We start from the raw sequence: 15,860 nt of genomic DNA on the forward strand, positions 1-15,860 counted from the left end.
CTAAATAATTTTAATTAAACTTCAAATGTTTTGATACTGCTGGCGACTTCTTTTTGAATCAAATCTGCAAACTGTTGTGCTGTCATTGTTCCTAAATCGTCTCCACCATGTTTACGTACAGAAATAGTGCCATCCTTTTCTTCTTGCTCACCTACTATTAACATATAGGGTAATTTGGCCATTTCTGCCTCGCGGATTTTCTTGCCCATTGTCTCGGCTCGATTATCTACTGTGGTACGAATTTCGTTAATTTCTAGTGTTTCCGCTACCTTTTTTGCATAATTTTCATATTTCTCACTCAAAGACAGCACGGTACACTGCTCAGGCATCAACCATAAAGGAAAATTACCGCCAGTGTGTTCCAATAGTATGGCGATAAATCGCTCCATACTCCCAAATGGTGCTCTGTGGATCATGACAGGTCTGTGTGACTCATTGTCAGCACCTTTGTACCATAGATCAAAGCGTTCTGGCAGATTGTAGTCCACTTGAATGGTTCCTAACTGCCAGCTACGACCCAAGGCATCCTTAACCATAAAGTCCAGTTTAGGGCCATAGAATGCAGCTTCACCTTCTTCAACCACATAGTCCAATCCTTTAGCCTGCGCAGCTCTAAGAATCGCATTTTCTGCTTTTTCCCAGTTGTCTAGATCTCCAATGTATTTCTCTGGCTTTTTGGGATCTCGGATGCTTACCTGTGCGGTGAAATTTTCAAATCCTAAAGACCCGAAAACATAAAGCACCAAATCAATCACATCCATAAACTCCTTATCCAATTGATCTGGAGTACAGAAAATGTGTGCATCATCTTGTGTAAAGCCACGCACACGGGTCAATCCATGTAATTCACCACTTTGCTCATATCGGTACACCGTACCAAATTCTGCAAAGCGTTTTGGTAAATCCCTGTAGGACCACTGGATGCTTTTGTAAATCTCACAGTGATGTGGGCAGTTCATGGGTTTCAATAGGAACTCTTCATCTTCAGCCGGTGTATGGATAGGCTGGAAAGAGTCGGCACCATATTTCTCATAGTGACCGCTGGTGACATATAATTCTTTAGAACCTATGTGCGGAGTCATGACCATTTCATAACCTGCTTTTTTCTGGGCAGCTTTCAAAAAGTTTTCCAGGCGCTCTCTAAGCGCAGCACCTTTAGGCAACCATAACGGCAAACCTTGGCCTACACGCTGTGAAAAGGTAAATAGCTGTAATTCCTTGCCCAGCTTTCTGTGGTCGCGTTGTTTTGCCTGTTCCAGTAACTCTAGATACTCGGTGAGGTCTTTTTGTTTAGGGAAAGAGATACCGTACAGCCTGGTAAGTTGCGGGTTGTTCTCGTCACCACGCCAGTATGCACCGGCGATACTCATAATTTTAAAGGCTTTGACAATTCCGGTGTTTGGAATGTGTCCACCGCGACATAAGTCGGTAAAGGTGTCGTGATCGCAAAAAGTGATCTCTCCATCGGTCAAGTTTTGGATCAGCTCGACTTTAAAGGGATTGTTTTCTTCCTTGTATTTGTTCAGGGCATCTGCTTTTGAGACGCTGCGCATGGTGAATTCATGCTTGCCGCGAGCAATCTCTATCGCTTTTTTCTCAATGGCAGGAATGTCAGCTTCAGTGATGGAACGACCGGCAAAATCAATGTCGTAATAGAAACCATTTTCAATGGCTGGTCCTATCGTTAATTTGGCTTCAGGAAACAATTCTTCAACGGCCTGTGCCATGATGTGGGAAGAAGAGTGCCAGAAGGCCTCTTTACCTTCTTTGTCATTGAAAGTGTACAAGACAAGGTGGCCATCTGTTTCTAGAGGCGTTTTGGTCTCGACCTTTTCACCGTTAAAACTGGCACTAATCACGTTGCGTGCCAGGCCATGGGATATGCTCATGGCGACATCCATAGGTGTGGTGCCGCTTTCAAACTCTTTGATGCTGCCATCTGGCAGGGTAATCTTAATCATAACTACAAAATATGAGCGGCAAAGTTAAAACCTTTCAAACGATTGGCAACGTCCATGAGGTAAACTAAAGTTCCAAATAGAACGATATTTTCGTATTATTGAAAGACTTAAATCACTCACAATGAAAATGTTTGTAAAACTTCAAAACCCTTGCGCATACATAAGTGTTTTGATGGTTTTCGCTTTCGCGAAAGCGAACTCACAAACAAGCCCCACAAACATCTCAAAAAAATCTTACTCCATCACCAAGGACTCCAGTAGGGAAGAGCTGTTTGGTATCATTGATGAATTGAAAACAGACCACAAGTTAGAGGTAAAGTTATTTGCTTACCAGCGCAATGAAAATCACGTCAAGGAATTGGGCATCGCGGTCAAGCCGGTCAATGAAGACTGGATAGAATACGTCGCCAATAATGAAAATGGGATCGATCCCATTTGCATGGTGGTAGGTGATGGCAGTGTGGATCGACTTTCTCTCTGTAACGAACCTATAGTACAACCCGAGATTGCAAATACACTACAACAACCGTCAAAGATTCTGGCAAAATCAGAAACTTTTGTTCCTTCAAATATCACGCGCACCCAGCAACTGGATAGTTTGAGAGCCGTTGCAACGCTTGCTAGCATCGAGCGCCAGTCTGCTAGACAGGAACAACAAATGGATCGGGTCAAGTCGCAAAATGAGCAACTGGAACAGATTAAAGAGACCCTATCGACCGATGCGGATTCCATCAAAACGGAAAAAGCGCTGCGCAAAAAAGAGCTTCAGGAATTGCAGATTGAGGTCAACCGTTCCCGTCGCGAGCGACAGACGCTAGCCTATAACAATGAACGGGCCGAGGCAAAAAGAGACAGCCTGCAGGCCCAACAGCAACGACTGCAAGAAACCTTACTCAAACAGGAAGAAATGCTCGCCCAAGCGCTGGCCCAACAGGCGCGTTATGAAGAACTCATCAAAAAGCAGCAGGAAGTTATTGAAGAGCAAGGTCTCAAATCAGAAACTGCAGAAAGTCTCAAGGCCTACCGAAAAGCTATGCTGGGAGAAGATGACGGTAGCAACTTTAAATCCCAAGGTTATTTGATTTTTGCATTAGAGCAATGTCTCTATAAAGTCTATGACGGTTATTCCATCGTGTATGGCAACCAGGGAAACTTCTTGTTTACCATTAATCAAGAATTAAAGCAAACGCCTATGAGCGGCACACTCAAGATTCAAGGAGAATCCTTTACTTATAATTATTCTGGTAATGTGTTGTACATCAAGAATGAGGATGGTGATCTGGTCAATCAAAATGGAGAGCCACTGGATACCTTGAATAAGTTTTAGAAAACGATACTGATATTATTTGATCATGATACCAGCTTTCGGAATAAAGAGTATTTTTGAATTATAAAACCACTAATCATGAATGCATTTGTAGGGAAATCGCATTACTTGAGAGCCATACTTTTTTTGCTGGGTATCGCTTTCGCGAAAGCGCAATCCACAACCACCACTTCACAAAACGATATCCACGAGATTAGTATCACCTCAAAGGATGATCGCACCTCGCTTTTTAAAAAGATCAACATGATCAAAGATGCTTATGGCATCACTACAAAATTCAAGGATTATGAATTGGGCCGTGTAGGATTGACGGCAATTGAATTGGAATTTGCGCCGGCAGTCGGTTCGTCCCAAACGATCAAGAGTATCGATGCATCAGGTATAACACCACAAGTTTTGCGCATTGAGAAATCAACGAAGCGCATAAGCTACGCAGGTGCCGCAAGTGGGAACACTAAAGCACTTGCAACCAACAATGCTGCTCCAGAGGTGCCTAAACCAGTCACTAAATCGCAAACTACCTCAACGTATAGTATCAAATCAACGACCGTTACAGATCCTGATAAGTTGGAAGAGTCCCAAGTGGATCAAAGCGGTCCTCAAGAAATCACTGCACAGGAAAAAGCAGCACTAGAGGCTGAAAGAAAACGCGCAGCCCAAGAAGTAGAGGCCGCAGCTCAAGAAAAGGCCGCAGCCCTTCAAGCAGAAAAGGAAGCTGCTGCTCAAAAAGTAAAGGAAGAACAACTTGCTGCTCAAAGAGCTCAACCTCTTAAAGAAGCCGAAGCTCTAAAATTACAGCAGGAACAACTCAAGGCTCAAAAGGCAGCTTTGGAACGTGAAGAACTGGCAAAGAAAGAAGCAATCGCAAATCAGCAAGCTGCAGCGCAGGCTCAAAAGGAGCTTGAAGCAGAACAAGCAAAAGGTAAACTAGAAAAAGCAGCTCAAGAAAAAGCCGCAGCGGTTCAAGCAGAAAAGGAAGCTGCCGCTCAAAAAGCAAAAGAGGTACAACTTGCGGCCCAAAAAGCTCAAGAACAGAAAGAAGCCGAAGCCCTAAAAAAACAGCAGGAACAACTTGAGGCTCAAAAGGTGGCTTTAGAACGAGAAGAACTGGCAAAAAAGGAAGCACTCGAAAATCAGCAAGCTGCTACGCAGGCTCAAAAGGAATTGATGGTTCAAAAAACTCCTGTAGCACCAGAATCTCCTGCGATCAAAGAAAAAATGGTAGAGAAAAGCGACTTGGCTCAAAGCGCAAATGAAGCCGCACAAATGGAAATGGAAAACGACCTAGTCGTTAGAAATAAGAAAAAAGTTGATGATGCTGCTCTTGCTGCTTTGAAGGCTAAAGAGAAAAAGGCTGTCGAACAGGATGATGATGCTAGCATGAAAGCTACTATTGCAGAACTTAAGAAGCTACAGGATCGAGAGGCACGCAAAGTGAAGAAGACAGATGTAAAAAGCCAAGGCTATGTCTTTATCAACGCACAACAATACACCTATGAGGTTTACAAATCACGTACGTTAGTTTATGATGCCATGGAACGTACGGTACTGGTATTGCCCATGGAAGTGGACGACCGCCCGGTAAGTGGAACCGTAAGCATCAGTGGATTGCGTTACCAATTCAATTTAAAGAATAACATCATCACGCTTAAAAATGGTGCTGGTGAATTGGTAGATCTTGAAGGAAACAAATTATAGTTGATATAAATCTGGAAATAAAAAAGCACGCTGTAAGGCGTGCTTTTTTTAGGTCCAGTCTGAAGTTTCTAACGAGAACACATCCAATACTGTTGTGTCAAAAACGTTTGCAATCTTTAAAGCTAGAACGGTAGATGGAACATATTTCCCTTTTTCCATAGCGTTAATCGTTTGTCGGCTTACTTGAATCTTATCGGCGAGATCTTGTTGTGTATAGGAATATTTTGCTCGCCATACTTTTAGGTTATTCTGCATCTAGGGAATCTTTAAGAATTCGTTTTTGCCATTGAAAGCGCAGCATGAAAAATATGAGCAGGCTTAAGATATTAAGTGCCAATATGACGAATAGGTCAAGTCCTGCAAAGGCAAATATGCTTACTAGCAACATACCATAATTCAGGTACACTGCCCAGATCAAGGAGTCCTTGCGTATGGAGGCGATCATCTCGTCTTCAATGGGTTCTTTTGAAAAGGCGAATAAAATACCGCTAATGATGAGAACAGATAGTAGAATCAGATCCAACACATCACGCTTTACCCAGACAAAATAGCGACGGTCACCCATAAAAGGAGATTCGGTTATGACGGGTAGTTCTAGCTCTAAAGCCAATCCAGAGGTGTCTAGGTCAAAGAACATGATACCTATCATTGCCAGTAAGCTGGGAATGAAAATAATAAAGGCAGGAATTTTAAACCGATGCGGAAAAAGGATGCTACTTTTCATGATTTCTAAATATTAAATGCTACGGTAAAAGTAAAGTAAACTTTACAAAAAGTAAAGTAAGTAATACTATTTTTAATAAAACGACGTTTTTAGTTGAATAACTATAAAAATAGTTTGTTAACTAAAATAATAGTTATATGTTTGAAATGCGTTAGGGATTGAGGCAAGCTACCGCGTAGCGCCGAAAGCCCGACCATCCCGATTTTTATCGGGATGGGAACGCCCAAACAACACAACACATGGAAAAACTGACCCAAAAGGAAGAAGAGGTGATGCAGGTGCTATGGCAGCTGGAAAAGGCCTTTGTTAAAGAGATTGTGCCGCAGCTGGATGGCTCCAATCACTACAACACCATATCGACCGTAGTGCGCAAGCTGGAAGAAAAGGGATTTGTGGGTTATAATGCCTTTGGTAAGACGCATCAATATTTTCCCATCGTCGATAAGGAAAGCTACCGCAACAAATATGTGAATAACGCCATGACCAGTTATTTTAATAACTCGTACAAGAACATGGTTTCTTTTTTTGCCAAGGAAGAAAAAATTAGTGCCAAGGAGTTGCGCGAGATCCTGGAAATGATTGAATCTAAAAAGGACTAGCCATGGAAGAAGCATTTGACTACTTATGGAAAAGCGCTGGTGTACTGAGTATTTTTGTGATCACCTATCATCTATTGCTGCGCAGATTAACATTCTTTAAAGCAAACCGGTTCTTTTTGCTATTTGGAATGGTGGCCAGCATCACCTTTCCATTAATCGAGATCACGCAAACGGTTTATGTGGAGCAGCCTGAAGTGACCTACAGCGCTGCAGATATGGTGACCGCCATGACGCTGCTACAGCAGGAACCGCCAGTCGAGCCATTGATCAACACTTCCCAATTACTGCTTATGCTGTATGCGGCTGTAAGCCTCTTTTTTATAGGCAAAATGGGTGTGGAGCTATTGTCCTTGAGGAAATTGATCATCTCTGGGAAGCGTCGGTTGGAAGATGGATATGTAAGAATTTCGCTTTCGCGAAAGGTGACTCCATTCAGCTTTTTCAAGTACATCTGCTTTACGGTAGGCGATGAGCAACAACAGGATCATGACCTGATCCTGAAACACGAGCAGGTTCACGCGAGAGAATGGCACAGTGTGGATTTGTTACTGTCCCATTTGTACTGCGCCGTGTTTTGGTTGAATCCGCTAGCGTGGTGGCTCAAACGTCAAATAGGTGAAAACCTAGAGTTCATCGCAGATGCCACTGCCAAAGTAGAAAACACCACCGGTATAAGTTATGAACGCACCCTACTATCCAGTGCGGCCAGCCATATGCAGCCGGCACTTGCCAATAATTTTTTCACACCTTTTATCAAAAAACGAATTCAAATGCTACAAAAAGAAACTTCAAAAACCTGGAACGCTTACAAATATGCGTTGATCCTGCCTGTTATGGCACTGTTCTTATACAGTTTCAACACGGTGACTAAAACGGAATATGTCAAGTCCAATTTCAAAAAAGAACAAGCTCAGAATGTTGCAACTAGTTCTGCAAATACTTCTGTCACGAGTGCGGCGCAGGATGTTATTAAGGAGAATGACGATAAAAACGGCGAGCAAAATGCAACAAGCGTCGCTACTGAAACGATTGAATTCAAAATCGTCGCCACGACGACAGAGCAAAGTCTTGAAACATTCAAAAAGCGATTAAAATCAGACCACAATGTAGATTTCACTTATAAAAATCTAAAGTATCAAGATGGAAAAATTACCAGGATCAAGATCGAGCTTGATGATAACCGTGGCTTTAAGGGTTCGCAAAACTATAATGGTGATGAACCTATCAATCCTATCTGTATCACTGGTATCATTGATGGTAATAGTAAAAAATGGAGCATGGGCAGCTGTGAGAAGACTAGATGGACTGCAAAAGGAAACGTTTTAATCTCGGAAAATGATCCAGCAACTTATATCTACAGTCCAGATTCCTTATATTTTTCCCAGAGTCTCAAATTTGATACCGATTCTTTGATGTCAATGATGAAGGATCTTAAAAAGATAGACATAGATTCCTTTCACCGTGCCATGAGAGCCAGCTACAAGGATCTACAGGTACGGATGGAAGATATTGATATCAAACAAATGGAAGCTGACCTGAAAAAAGCACAAAGGGAAATGCGTCGCATGAATCTGGATTCTCTTCATGATGTTATGCGACAAGCTAGATTCCAGATACTTAGGATGAATAAGGATAGTGTAAAATCCAGCATGAAAACACAATTCTTTAACACAGATACCTTAGGGAATGACATGGACAATATTGTGATTTATGATGTGCCTAAAGCTCAAAGAGGGAAACCCATCATACGATCTACTGGAACAGATCCTATTTTAATTGTTGATGGTAAGCGAGTTCCTTATTCAAAAATGAATGAAATCGATCCACAGTCCATCAAGGCCGTAGATGTGTTAAAAGATAAAGCTGCAACTGCGGTTTATGGTGAAGGATCAGAAAATGGTGTTATTGTGGTCACCCTTAAATCTGCAGAGGACGTCAAGTTAAGCGCTATTAAAAGCACACGTGCCATTCCATATATCGTGATCGATGGAGTGGTGGCAAAACAGGAGCAGATGTATGCTCTAGATTCTAACAAAATCGAATCATTTTCAATATTAAAGTCTGATGAAGCCACCGCTCTGTACGGTGCAGACGCAAAGGATGGTGCCATCATCATTGTCACTCAAAAGAAGACCAAAACGACAAAAAACGACAAAGAGAATTAAAACTTATGGCCAACTATCCTTTAAAAGTAACAGTTGGCTTCAAATAATACTTAGAGGACACGATTCCATAGCGATCGTGTCCTCTTTTGTTTTTGTTAGCAGTTTGCCTTGAGGGAATTAAGTACTTTTAAGGTTATGAAAAAATCCATTTTTAAAATGCTGGCCAAAATCAATAAAGCCGTCCTGCCCAGTTATAGCAAGGATGAAGATTTTGACCTCGCCAAAGCCTCAAAATTACAGATGGCGCTTATTGGTTACAAAATGTGGGTCACTAAAAATGCATTGGATTAGGTGAGCATTTTTCTTAAAGATCAATGCCATAGGCCGGTGCAACTACCAGCAGCACCACAACGCATTATTTCTCTCGTTCCCTCGCAAACCGAATTGCTATTTGACTTAGGTCTTGAGGATAAAATTGTTGGTATTACCAGATTTTGCGTGCATCCAGAAAAAGCTTTAAAAGAAAAGAGGGTTGTGGGTGGCACCAAAAAGGTTGTCAAGAAGCGCCTAATAGACCTACAACCAGATCTAATCATTTGTAATAAAGAAGAGAACACGATGGAAATGGTGGAGATCTGTTCTTCCATTTGTCCTATATACGTTTCAGACGTTTCCACCTTAGAGGACGCTTTAGAAATGATCCAGCACATAGGTCATTTGACTGCCAGCACAGAAAAAGCAAGAGATATCATTGAGAAGATTCAAGTCAGCTTCCAGCAATTCAGCGATGAACTAGAAACAAAATCGGCCTTATATCTTGTTTGGAAAAAGCCATACATGACGGTAGGTCGCGACACTTTTATCCATGACATGATGCGCCTCGCAGGATTTGAAAATGTCATGGGAACACACACTCGATATCCGCAATTGGAAATGGATCAGATCGTCAAACAACGACCAGAAGTGATCTTGCTCTCTTCAGAGCCCTATAATTTTAGTGAGAACGACAAAGCTGAATTTGATACCGCTTTCAAAGAGCGCAGCGATGCAGAAGTTTATGGTGAGCGAGGTCGAACCACCAAAGCGAACCTACCACAACCACGCATCCTCATCGTGGACGGTGAACCATTTTCATGGTACGGCAGCAGGCTGCTACATTCACCTGCCTATTTCCAGAAGTTAAGAAGTGAGTTGAACGAGAACTAAGTGTTTTTCTAATCTATTCATTGTAACTTTCGGATTCAATTTAATACCAATCAGTAACTAAAATTTGAAGTAATGAACAACGCTAAAATAGCAGGACTAGGCTGCGGTGCTCTAGCAGGAATCGGTGCACTTGCGGTCATTATCATATTAGCCATCTACGGCATAACATGGAACAACACAGCAGTTGCAAAAAGCGAAGCGGTACAATCCCAATGGGCGAATGTTGAGAGTAGCTATCAACGCAGGTCTGACCTTATTCCCAATATTGTCGCGACCGCAAAACAATATGCAGAGTTTGAACAGGAAACGCTAACTGGTGTTATTGAGGCTCGAGCCAAAGCGACCAGCGTTAATGTCGATGCCTCCAACCTTACCGCAGAGCAAATTCAGGCATTTAGCGAGGCGCAAGGTGCCGTTTCCAGTGGTTTAGGCCGATTATTGGCGACCTATGAGAACTATCCTAACCTCAAGGCTAACGAGAACTTCAAGGAATTGATCAACGAGTTGGAGCGTACTGAAAACCGCATCAATGTAGAACGCAACCGTTACAACGATACCGTACAGGTCTACAATTTGCAAATCAAGAAATTCCCAGGATCTATATTGGCATCCTTTTTAGGCTTTGATGAATCTCCTTATTTTAAGGCAGATGAAGGCGCACAGAACGCCCCTAAAGTAGGAGATCTTTTCAATAATTAACATGGCGAGCAAGGTAGAAGCATTTCTAAGCGCAAACGACGAGGAAGAAGTCGTAGAGGCGATACGCAAGGCAGAACTGCGCACCAGTGGCGAGATACGCGTCCATCTGGAGCGCACTTGTGCCGGCAATGCCTACACGCGCGCCCAGGAATTGTTTCATCTACTCAAAATGGACAACACTAAGGATGCTAATGGCATCCTATTTTACTTGGCCGTGGACGATCGCAAATTTGCCGTTTTAGGCGATAGTGGGATCAACAACGTGGTTCCAGGTAATTTTTGGAATTCCATAAAAGATGGTATGGAGGCTCGCTTTCGCGAAAGCGAATTCAAAAAAGGCCTGGTTACGGGAATCGAACTCGTAGGAGAGAAATTGGCCGCTTATTTCCCATGGCACAAGGACGACGTCAATGAACTTCCAGACCAGATATCTACCAGTTGAAACAGCACTTCTTCTACATATTTGCCTGTTTTCTGCTGCTTTCCAGCACTGCATATGCGCAGTTTGAAATTCCTGAAAAGCCCAGCAGTGAATCAAAACAAACGGCAGTTTACGATTATGTGGATTTGCTGGACTCTAGTCAGAAAGCTGCATTGACCAGCAAACTGTTGCGTTATGCAGATAGCACGAGTACACAAATCGTGGTGGCGATCATAGGTAGTACAGATGGTCAAGATATTTCAATGGTGTCTGCAGAATGGGGCCAGCAATGGGGCATAGGTCAGGCAGGTGAAGATAACGGTATTCTAATTCTGCTGGCTCGAGATGATAGACGCGTTGATATCGCTACAGGCTACGGCATCGAATACCGGTTAACCGATTTGATGTCAGAGCGCATCATCAATCGTGTTATCATCCCAGAGTTTAAAAGAGGCGATTACTACGCAGGGCTAGACAAAGCCGCTGATGCTATTTTCGCTGCGCTAAACGGCGAGTTTACCGAAACTCGGGATTTCTCAAAAAGTTCTGGTGTGCCGGTTCAAGCGATCATCGTCTTGGGCTTTATCATTCTAGTCATTATCATGAGTATCAAAAACCGAAACAACGATGGTAATAACGGCGGCCGCAGATCTGGCGCTTCTTTACTAGACATTATTGTACTCAGCAGTTTGGGTCGCGGTGGTTTTGGCGGTGGTGGCAGTTTTGGCGGTGGTTCCAGCGGCGGCTTTGGCGGCGGCGGCGGTTTCGGTGGTGGCTTTGGCGGCGGCGGCTTTGGTGGCGGCGGCGCTAGTGGTGGATGGTAGGTTGATCTCAATTCTCCATTTCGTTTTTAAAAATTCGTATAGCTGCATTTAAAGTTTTTCTACTTGGCTTACCTTTTCGTACATCTTTGAAGCCCGTACAAGTGTTTGGATCAAAGGCTTTTATAAAATTTGGCACTTTCATTGATTGGGATTTAAAAAATCCAGATCATGAGAAAACTATACTTGCTTTTTATCGTCCTTAGTTTAAGTTTCATTTCTTGTGATCCTCTAACCGATTGTATCATTCCTACCAGACCCGAACTGCCCAGTTCAATTTTCAATACCGCAGTGGCAGGTCAGTATTATGAACATAGTTTGAGAGCTCAAGTGAATAACGATCCTCGTGATGACAGTTATTTCTACTACTTTACGGTAACTGGTTTACCTAGAGGTATGGATTACGAACAGGAAGGACGTAGACTTTTCATATTTGGCAACCCATCAGAGCGTGGCGATTACAGAATACGTGTATTTCTAACGGTAGAACCCATTTTCTTCACAGACGATGATGGAGGCATCTTGGAAGACGGCGATACGCTTTGTGAAGACTCGACCTCACGGGATTACACCTTAAGCGTGAGATAATAGTTACGCCAATAGATAGCTAATGCTTTTTGAATAAGCGTACCTTTGCAGCTTAATACATTACATGACATTTAAAGAATTGGGGCTCGACGAGTCCATCCTGAAAGCTTTACAGGACCAAGGATATGAGAATCCAACACCTATTCAAGCACAATCCATTCCCATCTTATTAAAAGGCAAGGACCTACTAGGCGTCGCACAGACCGGTACCGGTAAGACAGCTGCCTTTTCCATTCCTATCCTACAGCAATTGCTGGAAGGTGAAGGACCTAGAAAGAAGCGCAAGATCAGATCATTGGTGGTGACACCTACCAGAGAACTTGCGATACAGATTGATGAGAATTTTACCGCTTACGCGAAATACACCAACATCAAAAACACCGTCATTTATGGTGGTGTCAAACAAACCAAACAAGTCTACGCACTACATCAAGGTGTCGATGTACTCGTCGCAACACCTGGAAGGTTGTTAGATCTAATAAGCCAAAAGTATATTTCCCTGGCAGATATTGAGTATTTCGTACTCGATGAAGCTGATCAAATGCTGGACATGGGTTTTATCCATGACATCAAGAAACTACTAAAATTATTACCTAAACAACGTCAATCGCTGTTTTTTAGCGCGACCATGCCTAAGGCGATCGTGGAACTTTCCCGACAAATTTTGGGAGATTTTGAGCGCGTGACCATCGAGCCAGAAAAAACCACTGCCGAAAAAGTAGAACAACGCATCTATCACGTCAACAAGAAAAATAAGACTAACCTATTGGTCCACCTTCTTGAAACTGACATGAATGATTCCACGCTTGTTTTTTCCAGAACAAAGCATGGTGCTAACAAGATCGTTAAAGACCTTGAAAAAGCAGGGATCAAAAGTGCCGCCATTCACGGTAACAAATCACAAGTGGCGCGCCAGCGTGCGCTAGGTGATTTTAAAGATGGAAAATTACAGGCGCTTGTGGCGACAGATATTGCCGCTCGCGGTATCGACATCGACGAGCTTGCATATGTGATCAACTATGACTTGCCTAACGTTTCAGAATCTTATGTGCACCGTATAGGTCGTACAGGTAGAGCTGGAGCTAGTGGTATGGCAGCTAGTTTTTGTATGCTGGAAGAACGACCTTTTTTGAAGGACATTGAAAAATTGATCCAGACAAAAATACCTGTGGTAGACGATCATCCATTTGAATTTAAAATGGAAGACGCGGCAGAACCTAGTTTGAAAAAACAAGGAGGCAATCGTGGTCGCGGCGGTGGTCGCAATTCAAGACCATCTGGCGGCAAACCTAAATCTACTGGGAATCGCAATAAGAATAGAAGCCGCAGCTCCAATTCTTAATGGATCTTCTAGAATAAACTAAAAGCGACTTAAGAGTCGCTTTTTTTATGGTTGAAAGTTAATGTTGGTAGATATTTCGCTTTCGCGAAAGCGAACTCATCAAGAGCCTATTTCTTATTTAAAACGGGTCGTTCAAAAAGTGCATTTAGGGACAGTTCCATTTGTACCTGTCCTACTTTTTCAAATCCCAACCTCTCATAATACTGGCAAAGGCCGTCGTTAGTTGCATCGCAATCCAATCTCAGGAATTGTTTTTTGGCTATGAGGGCTTTTTGAAATATGCGATGGATGAGGTGCGATCCGATTTTCTGTCCCTTAAAATCTGGGTCAACGACCAAGGAATGAATATAGTAGGCGCTTTCTTCTTTCTTGCCCCAATACTTGAGGTCCACATCCATCAAGCGATACGTAGCGATGAGTTTTTCATCCTTATACACAAAGGTAAACTGACCCTTTTCGAATCCTTCTTGTAGCCATTCCAATCGTTCGGCTGGTGGATCGAGCCAGTAACTCCATTGCTTGATATTTTGGGATTGAAGCCGTTGTGCAGCCTTCTTCAATAAACTTATCGCATCGGTAATTTGCGAAGCTTTGGGAGTTGTATAAATAAAGTGGTGGTCCTGCATTTTTGGCTCTTGTTATTTTGGTAGCGCGTTCAACTAGCGTGGTTGAGCAGTGATGGCATCCTAAATCCCAAACCCATTACAATCCACTATCTTTGCGCCCTTAAAAATTACATTTAAAATTTATTCCATGAAGCTATTCAACAACTTTATAGGCAATCCCAAAAATGATATTCTTTCTGGGCTTACTGTGGCCCTAGCACTGGTGCCAGAAGCGGTCGCTTTTGCCTTTGTAGCTGGTGTCGATCCTATGGTGGGATTGTATGGAGCTTTTATGATGGGATTGATTACGGCGCTTTTTGGCGGTAGACCTGGAATGATTTCTGGTGCTACGGGTGCCACCGCGATCGTTATGGTGCTGTTGATCAAGACTGGTAATGAAGTAGGTCTGGCAATGGACACGCCTTATGAAAATCTAGGATTGCAGTGGTTGTTTATCACATTGCTGCTAGTAGGTGTGATACAGATGGCAGCTGGTTTTTTGCGATTGGGCAAATTTGTAAGATTGATTCCGCATCCTGTGATGATGGGATTTGTGAACGGTCTGGCCATCGTTATCTTTTTGGCACAATTGGATTTTTTCAAGACAGGAACTGGAGATGCTAAGGAATGGATGACAGGTGCGTCTTTGTATATTTTGCTGGCGCTTGTGGGACTTACCATGGCAATCATGTACTTTTTGCCTAAAGTCACCAAAGCATTACCAGCAGCATTGGTAGCTATCGCTGTCGTTGCTGGGATCACCATATTTGGCAATCTAGATGTGGCTACGGTAGGCTCTTTTATCAGAGATGGTGGCGGCGATGGTATGCAAGGTTCCTTACCTGAATTTCAATTCCAGATCTTTACATTGCTGGATACTCTTCAAGGCAATTGGTCACTTATTCTAGGTACCGCCGTGACATTGGCTGCGGTAGGTCTGATTGAATCTTTGATGACTTTGAATCTAGTTGATGACCTTACTGAAACTCGTGGTAGCGGGAATCGTGAATGTGTGGCTCAAGGAGCTGGTAATCTTGTCAACGGACTTTTCGGTGGTATGGGCGGTTGCGCCATGATAGGTCAATCCATCATCAATGTCAATTCAGGTGGAAGAGGTAGACTTTCTGGAGTGGTTGCAGCAATTGCATTGTTGATTTTCATTTTGTTCGGTGCGCCGGTAATAGAGCAAATTCCTATCGCAGCTCTCGTGGGTGTGATGTTTATGGTCGTCATAGGAACCTTTGCATGGTCCAGCTTTAGGATTATTAATAAAATACCGCTGGCAGATTTAATTGTTTTGATCACTGTAAGTGCGATTACCGTATGGCAAGATCTAGCGATTGCGGTTGTGACTGGTGTGATTATGAGTGCGCTGGTATTTGCATGGAATAGTGCCAAAAGAATTAGAGCTAGAAAAAGCCTTAAGCCAGATGGAACCAAGGTGTATGAAATTTGGGGACCGCTGTTTTTTGGATCTGTAACAGCCTTCAATTCAAAATTTGACCCTAAAAATGATCCGGATAAGATTGAGATCGACTTTATGGAATCCAGAGTGCAAGACCATAGTGGAGTAGAGGCTTTGCGATCTGTTGGGAACAAATATCTGGATCTGGGCAAGCAAATCAAGCTCACGCATTTGAGTCCAGAGTGTCAAGCGTTATTGATCAAGCGCAATCCAGAATTTGAAACAGTGATCGAAACCAGTATTGAAGATCCACGCTATCATATTGCAACGGATCTTCTGGATGCTGAGGTTTAAAGAAT

General features: G+C 42.9%; 16 protein-coding genes. 12 read left to right on the forward strand and 4 right to left on the reverse strand.

Features of this window, described 5'->3' with window-relative positions; genetic code table 11:
- Positions 1–14 precede the first annotated feature (14 nt).
- Complete coding sequence (thrS, locus tag AAU57_RS07390) at positions 15–1,961, reverse strand: threonine--tRNA ligase (protein WP_055412295.1); 1,947 nt, start codon at positions 1,959–1,961, stop codon at positions 15–17.
- Between the two features lie 121 nt (positions 1,962–2,082).
- Here thrS and AAU57_RS07395 point away from each other — a divergent pair, with 121 nt between their 5' ends.
- A complete protein-coding gene (locus AAU57_RS07395) occupies positions 2,083–3,288 on the forward strand; it encodes a hypothetical protein (protein ID WP_055412296.1) in 1,206 nt (401 codons plus the stop codon).
- 78 nt (positions 3,289–3,366) lie between these two features.
- The gene (locus AAU57_RS07400; RefSeq protein ID WP_055412297.1) at positions 3,367–4,986 is read left to right on the forward strand and encodes a hypothetical protein; all 1,620 of its coding nucleotides are present in this window, start codon (positions 3,367–3,369) and stop codon (positions 4,984–4,986) included.
- Positions 4,987–5,034: 48 nt separating this feature from the next.
- On the opposite strand, the gene AAU57_RS07405 is transcribed toward AAU57_RS07400, so the two are convergent.
- Positions 5,035–5,241, reverse strand: a complete 207-nt coding sequence (locus AAU57_RS07405; protein ID WP_055412298.1) for a helix-turn-helix transcriptional regulator — start codon at positions 5,239–5,241, stop codon at positions 5,035–5,037.
- Entirely contained in the window at positions 5,231–5,710 is a 480-nt protein-coding gene (locus AAU57_RS07410) for a hypothetical protein (RefSeq protein ID WP_055412299.1), read from the reverse strand. Before AAU57_RS07410 ends, AAU57_RS07405 begins: the two co-directional genes overlap by 11 nt.
- Before the next feature lie 239 nt (positions 5,711–5,949).
- On the opposite strand from AAU57_RS07410, the gene AAU57_RS07415 reads away from it, so the two are divergent.
- The 9 genes from AAU57_RS07415 (at position 5,950) to AAU57_RS07455 (ending at position 13,491) form a co-directional block, all read left to right on the forward strand.
- Positions 5,950–6,309: a BlaI/MecI/CopY family transcriptional regulator gene (locus AAU57_RS07415; RefSeq protein WP_055412300.1), complete on the forward strand. Its 360-nt coding sequence runs from the start codon at positions 5,950–5,952 to the stop codon at positions 6,307–6,309.
- 2 nt (positions 6,310–6,311) lie between these two features.
- Positions 6,312–8,474 carry a M56 family metallopeptidase gene (locus tag AAU57_RS07420; protein ID WP_055412301.1) on the forward strand — a complete coding sequence of 721 codons (2,163 nt, stop codon included), beginning with the start codon at positions 6,312–6,314 and terminating at the stop codon, positions 8,472–8,474.
- A gap of 135 nt (positions 8,475–8,609) precedes the next feature.
- Positions 8,610–8,765, forward strand: coding sequence for a hypothetical protein (locus AAU57_RS07425; protein WP_055412302.1), 156 nt, complete (start codon positions 8,610–8,612; stop codon positions 8,763–8,765).
- Entirely contained in the window at positions 8,766–9,620 is an 855-nt protein-coding gene (locus AAU57_RS07430) for an ABC transporter substrate-binding protein (RefSeq protein ID WP_055412303.1), read from the forward strand.
- 72 nt (positions 9,621–9,692) lie between these two features.
- Positions 9,693–10,319, forward strand: coding sequence for a LemA family protein (locus tag AAU57_RS07435; protein WP_055412304.1), 627 nt, complete (start codon positions 9,693–9,695; stop codon positions 10,317–10,319).
- Between the two features lies 1 nt (position 10,320).
- A complete protein-coding gene (locus AAU57_RS07440; protein ID WP_055412305.1) occupies positions 10,321–10,761 on the forward strand; it encodes a TPM domain-containing protein in 441 nt (146 codons plus the stop codon).
- Positions 10,758–11,564 carry a TPM domain-containing protein gene (locus AAU57_RS07445; protein ID WP_055412306.1) on the forward strand — a complete coding sequence of 269 codons (807 nt, stop codon included), beginning with the start codon at positions 10,758–10,760 and terminating at the stop codon, positions 11,562–11,564. Before AAU57_RS07440 ends, AAU57_RS07445 begins: the two co-directional genes overlap by 4 nt.
- Positions 11,565–11,732: 168 nt before the next feature.
- A complete protein-coding gene (locus tag AAU57_RS07450) occupies positions 11,733–12,149 on the forward strand; it encodes a hypothetical protein (protein WP_055412307.1) in 417 nt (138 codons plus the stop codon).
- 64 nt (positions 12,150–12,213) lie between these two features.
- The gene (locus tag AAU57_RS07455; RefSeq protein ID WP_055412308.1) at positions 12,214–13,491 is read left to right on the forward strand and encodes a DEAD/DEAH box helicase; all 1,278 of its coding nucleotides are present in this window, start codon (positions 12,214–12,216) and stop codon (positions 13,489–13,491) included.
- Positions 13,492–13,598: 107 nt separating this feature from the next.
- On the opposite strand, the gene AAU57_RS07460 is transcribed toward AAU57_RS07455, so the two are convergent.
- Positions 13,599–14,117 (reverse strand): GNAT family N-acetyltransferase, encoded by a 519-nt coding sequence (locus AAU57_RS07460; protein WP_055412309.1) that lies wholly within the window; start codon positions 14,115–14,117, stop codon positions 13,599–13,601.
- Positions 14,118–14,244: 127 nt separating this feature from the next.
- On the opposite strand from AAU57_RS07460, the gene AAU57_RS07465 reads away from it, so the two are divergent.
- Complete coding sequence (locus AAU57_RS07465; protein ID WP_055412310.1) at positions 14,245–15,855, forward strand: SulP family inorganic anion transporter; 1,611 nt, start codon at positions 14,245–14,247, stop codon at positions 15,853–15,855.
- Positions 15,856–15,860 lie beyond the last annotated feature (5 nt).

The sequence above is a fragment of the Nonlabens sp. YIK11 genome, assembly GCF_001413925.1.
In the GTDB taxonomy this organism is placed as follows: domain Bacteria; phylum Bacteroidota; class Bacteroidia; order Flavobacteriales; family Flavobacteriaceae; genus Nonlabens.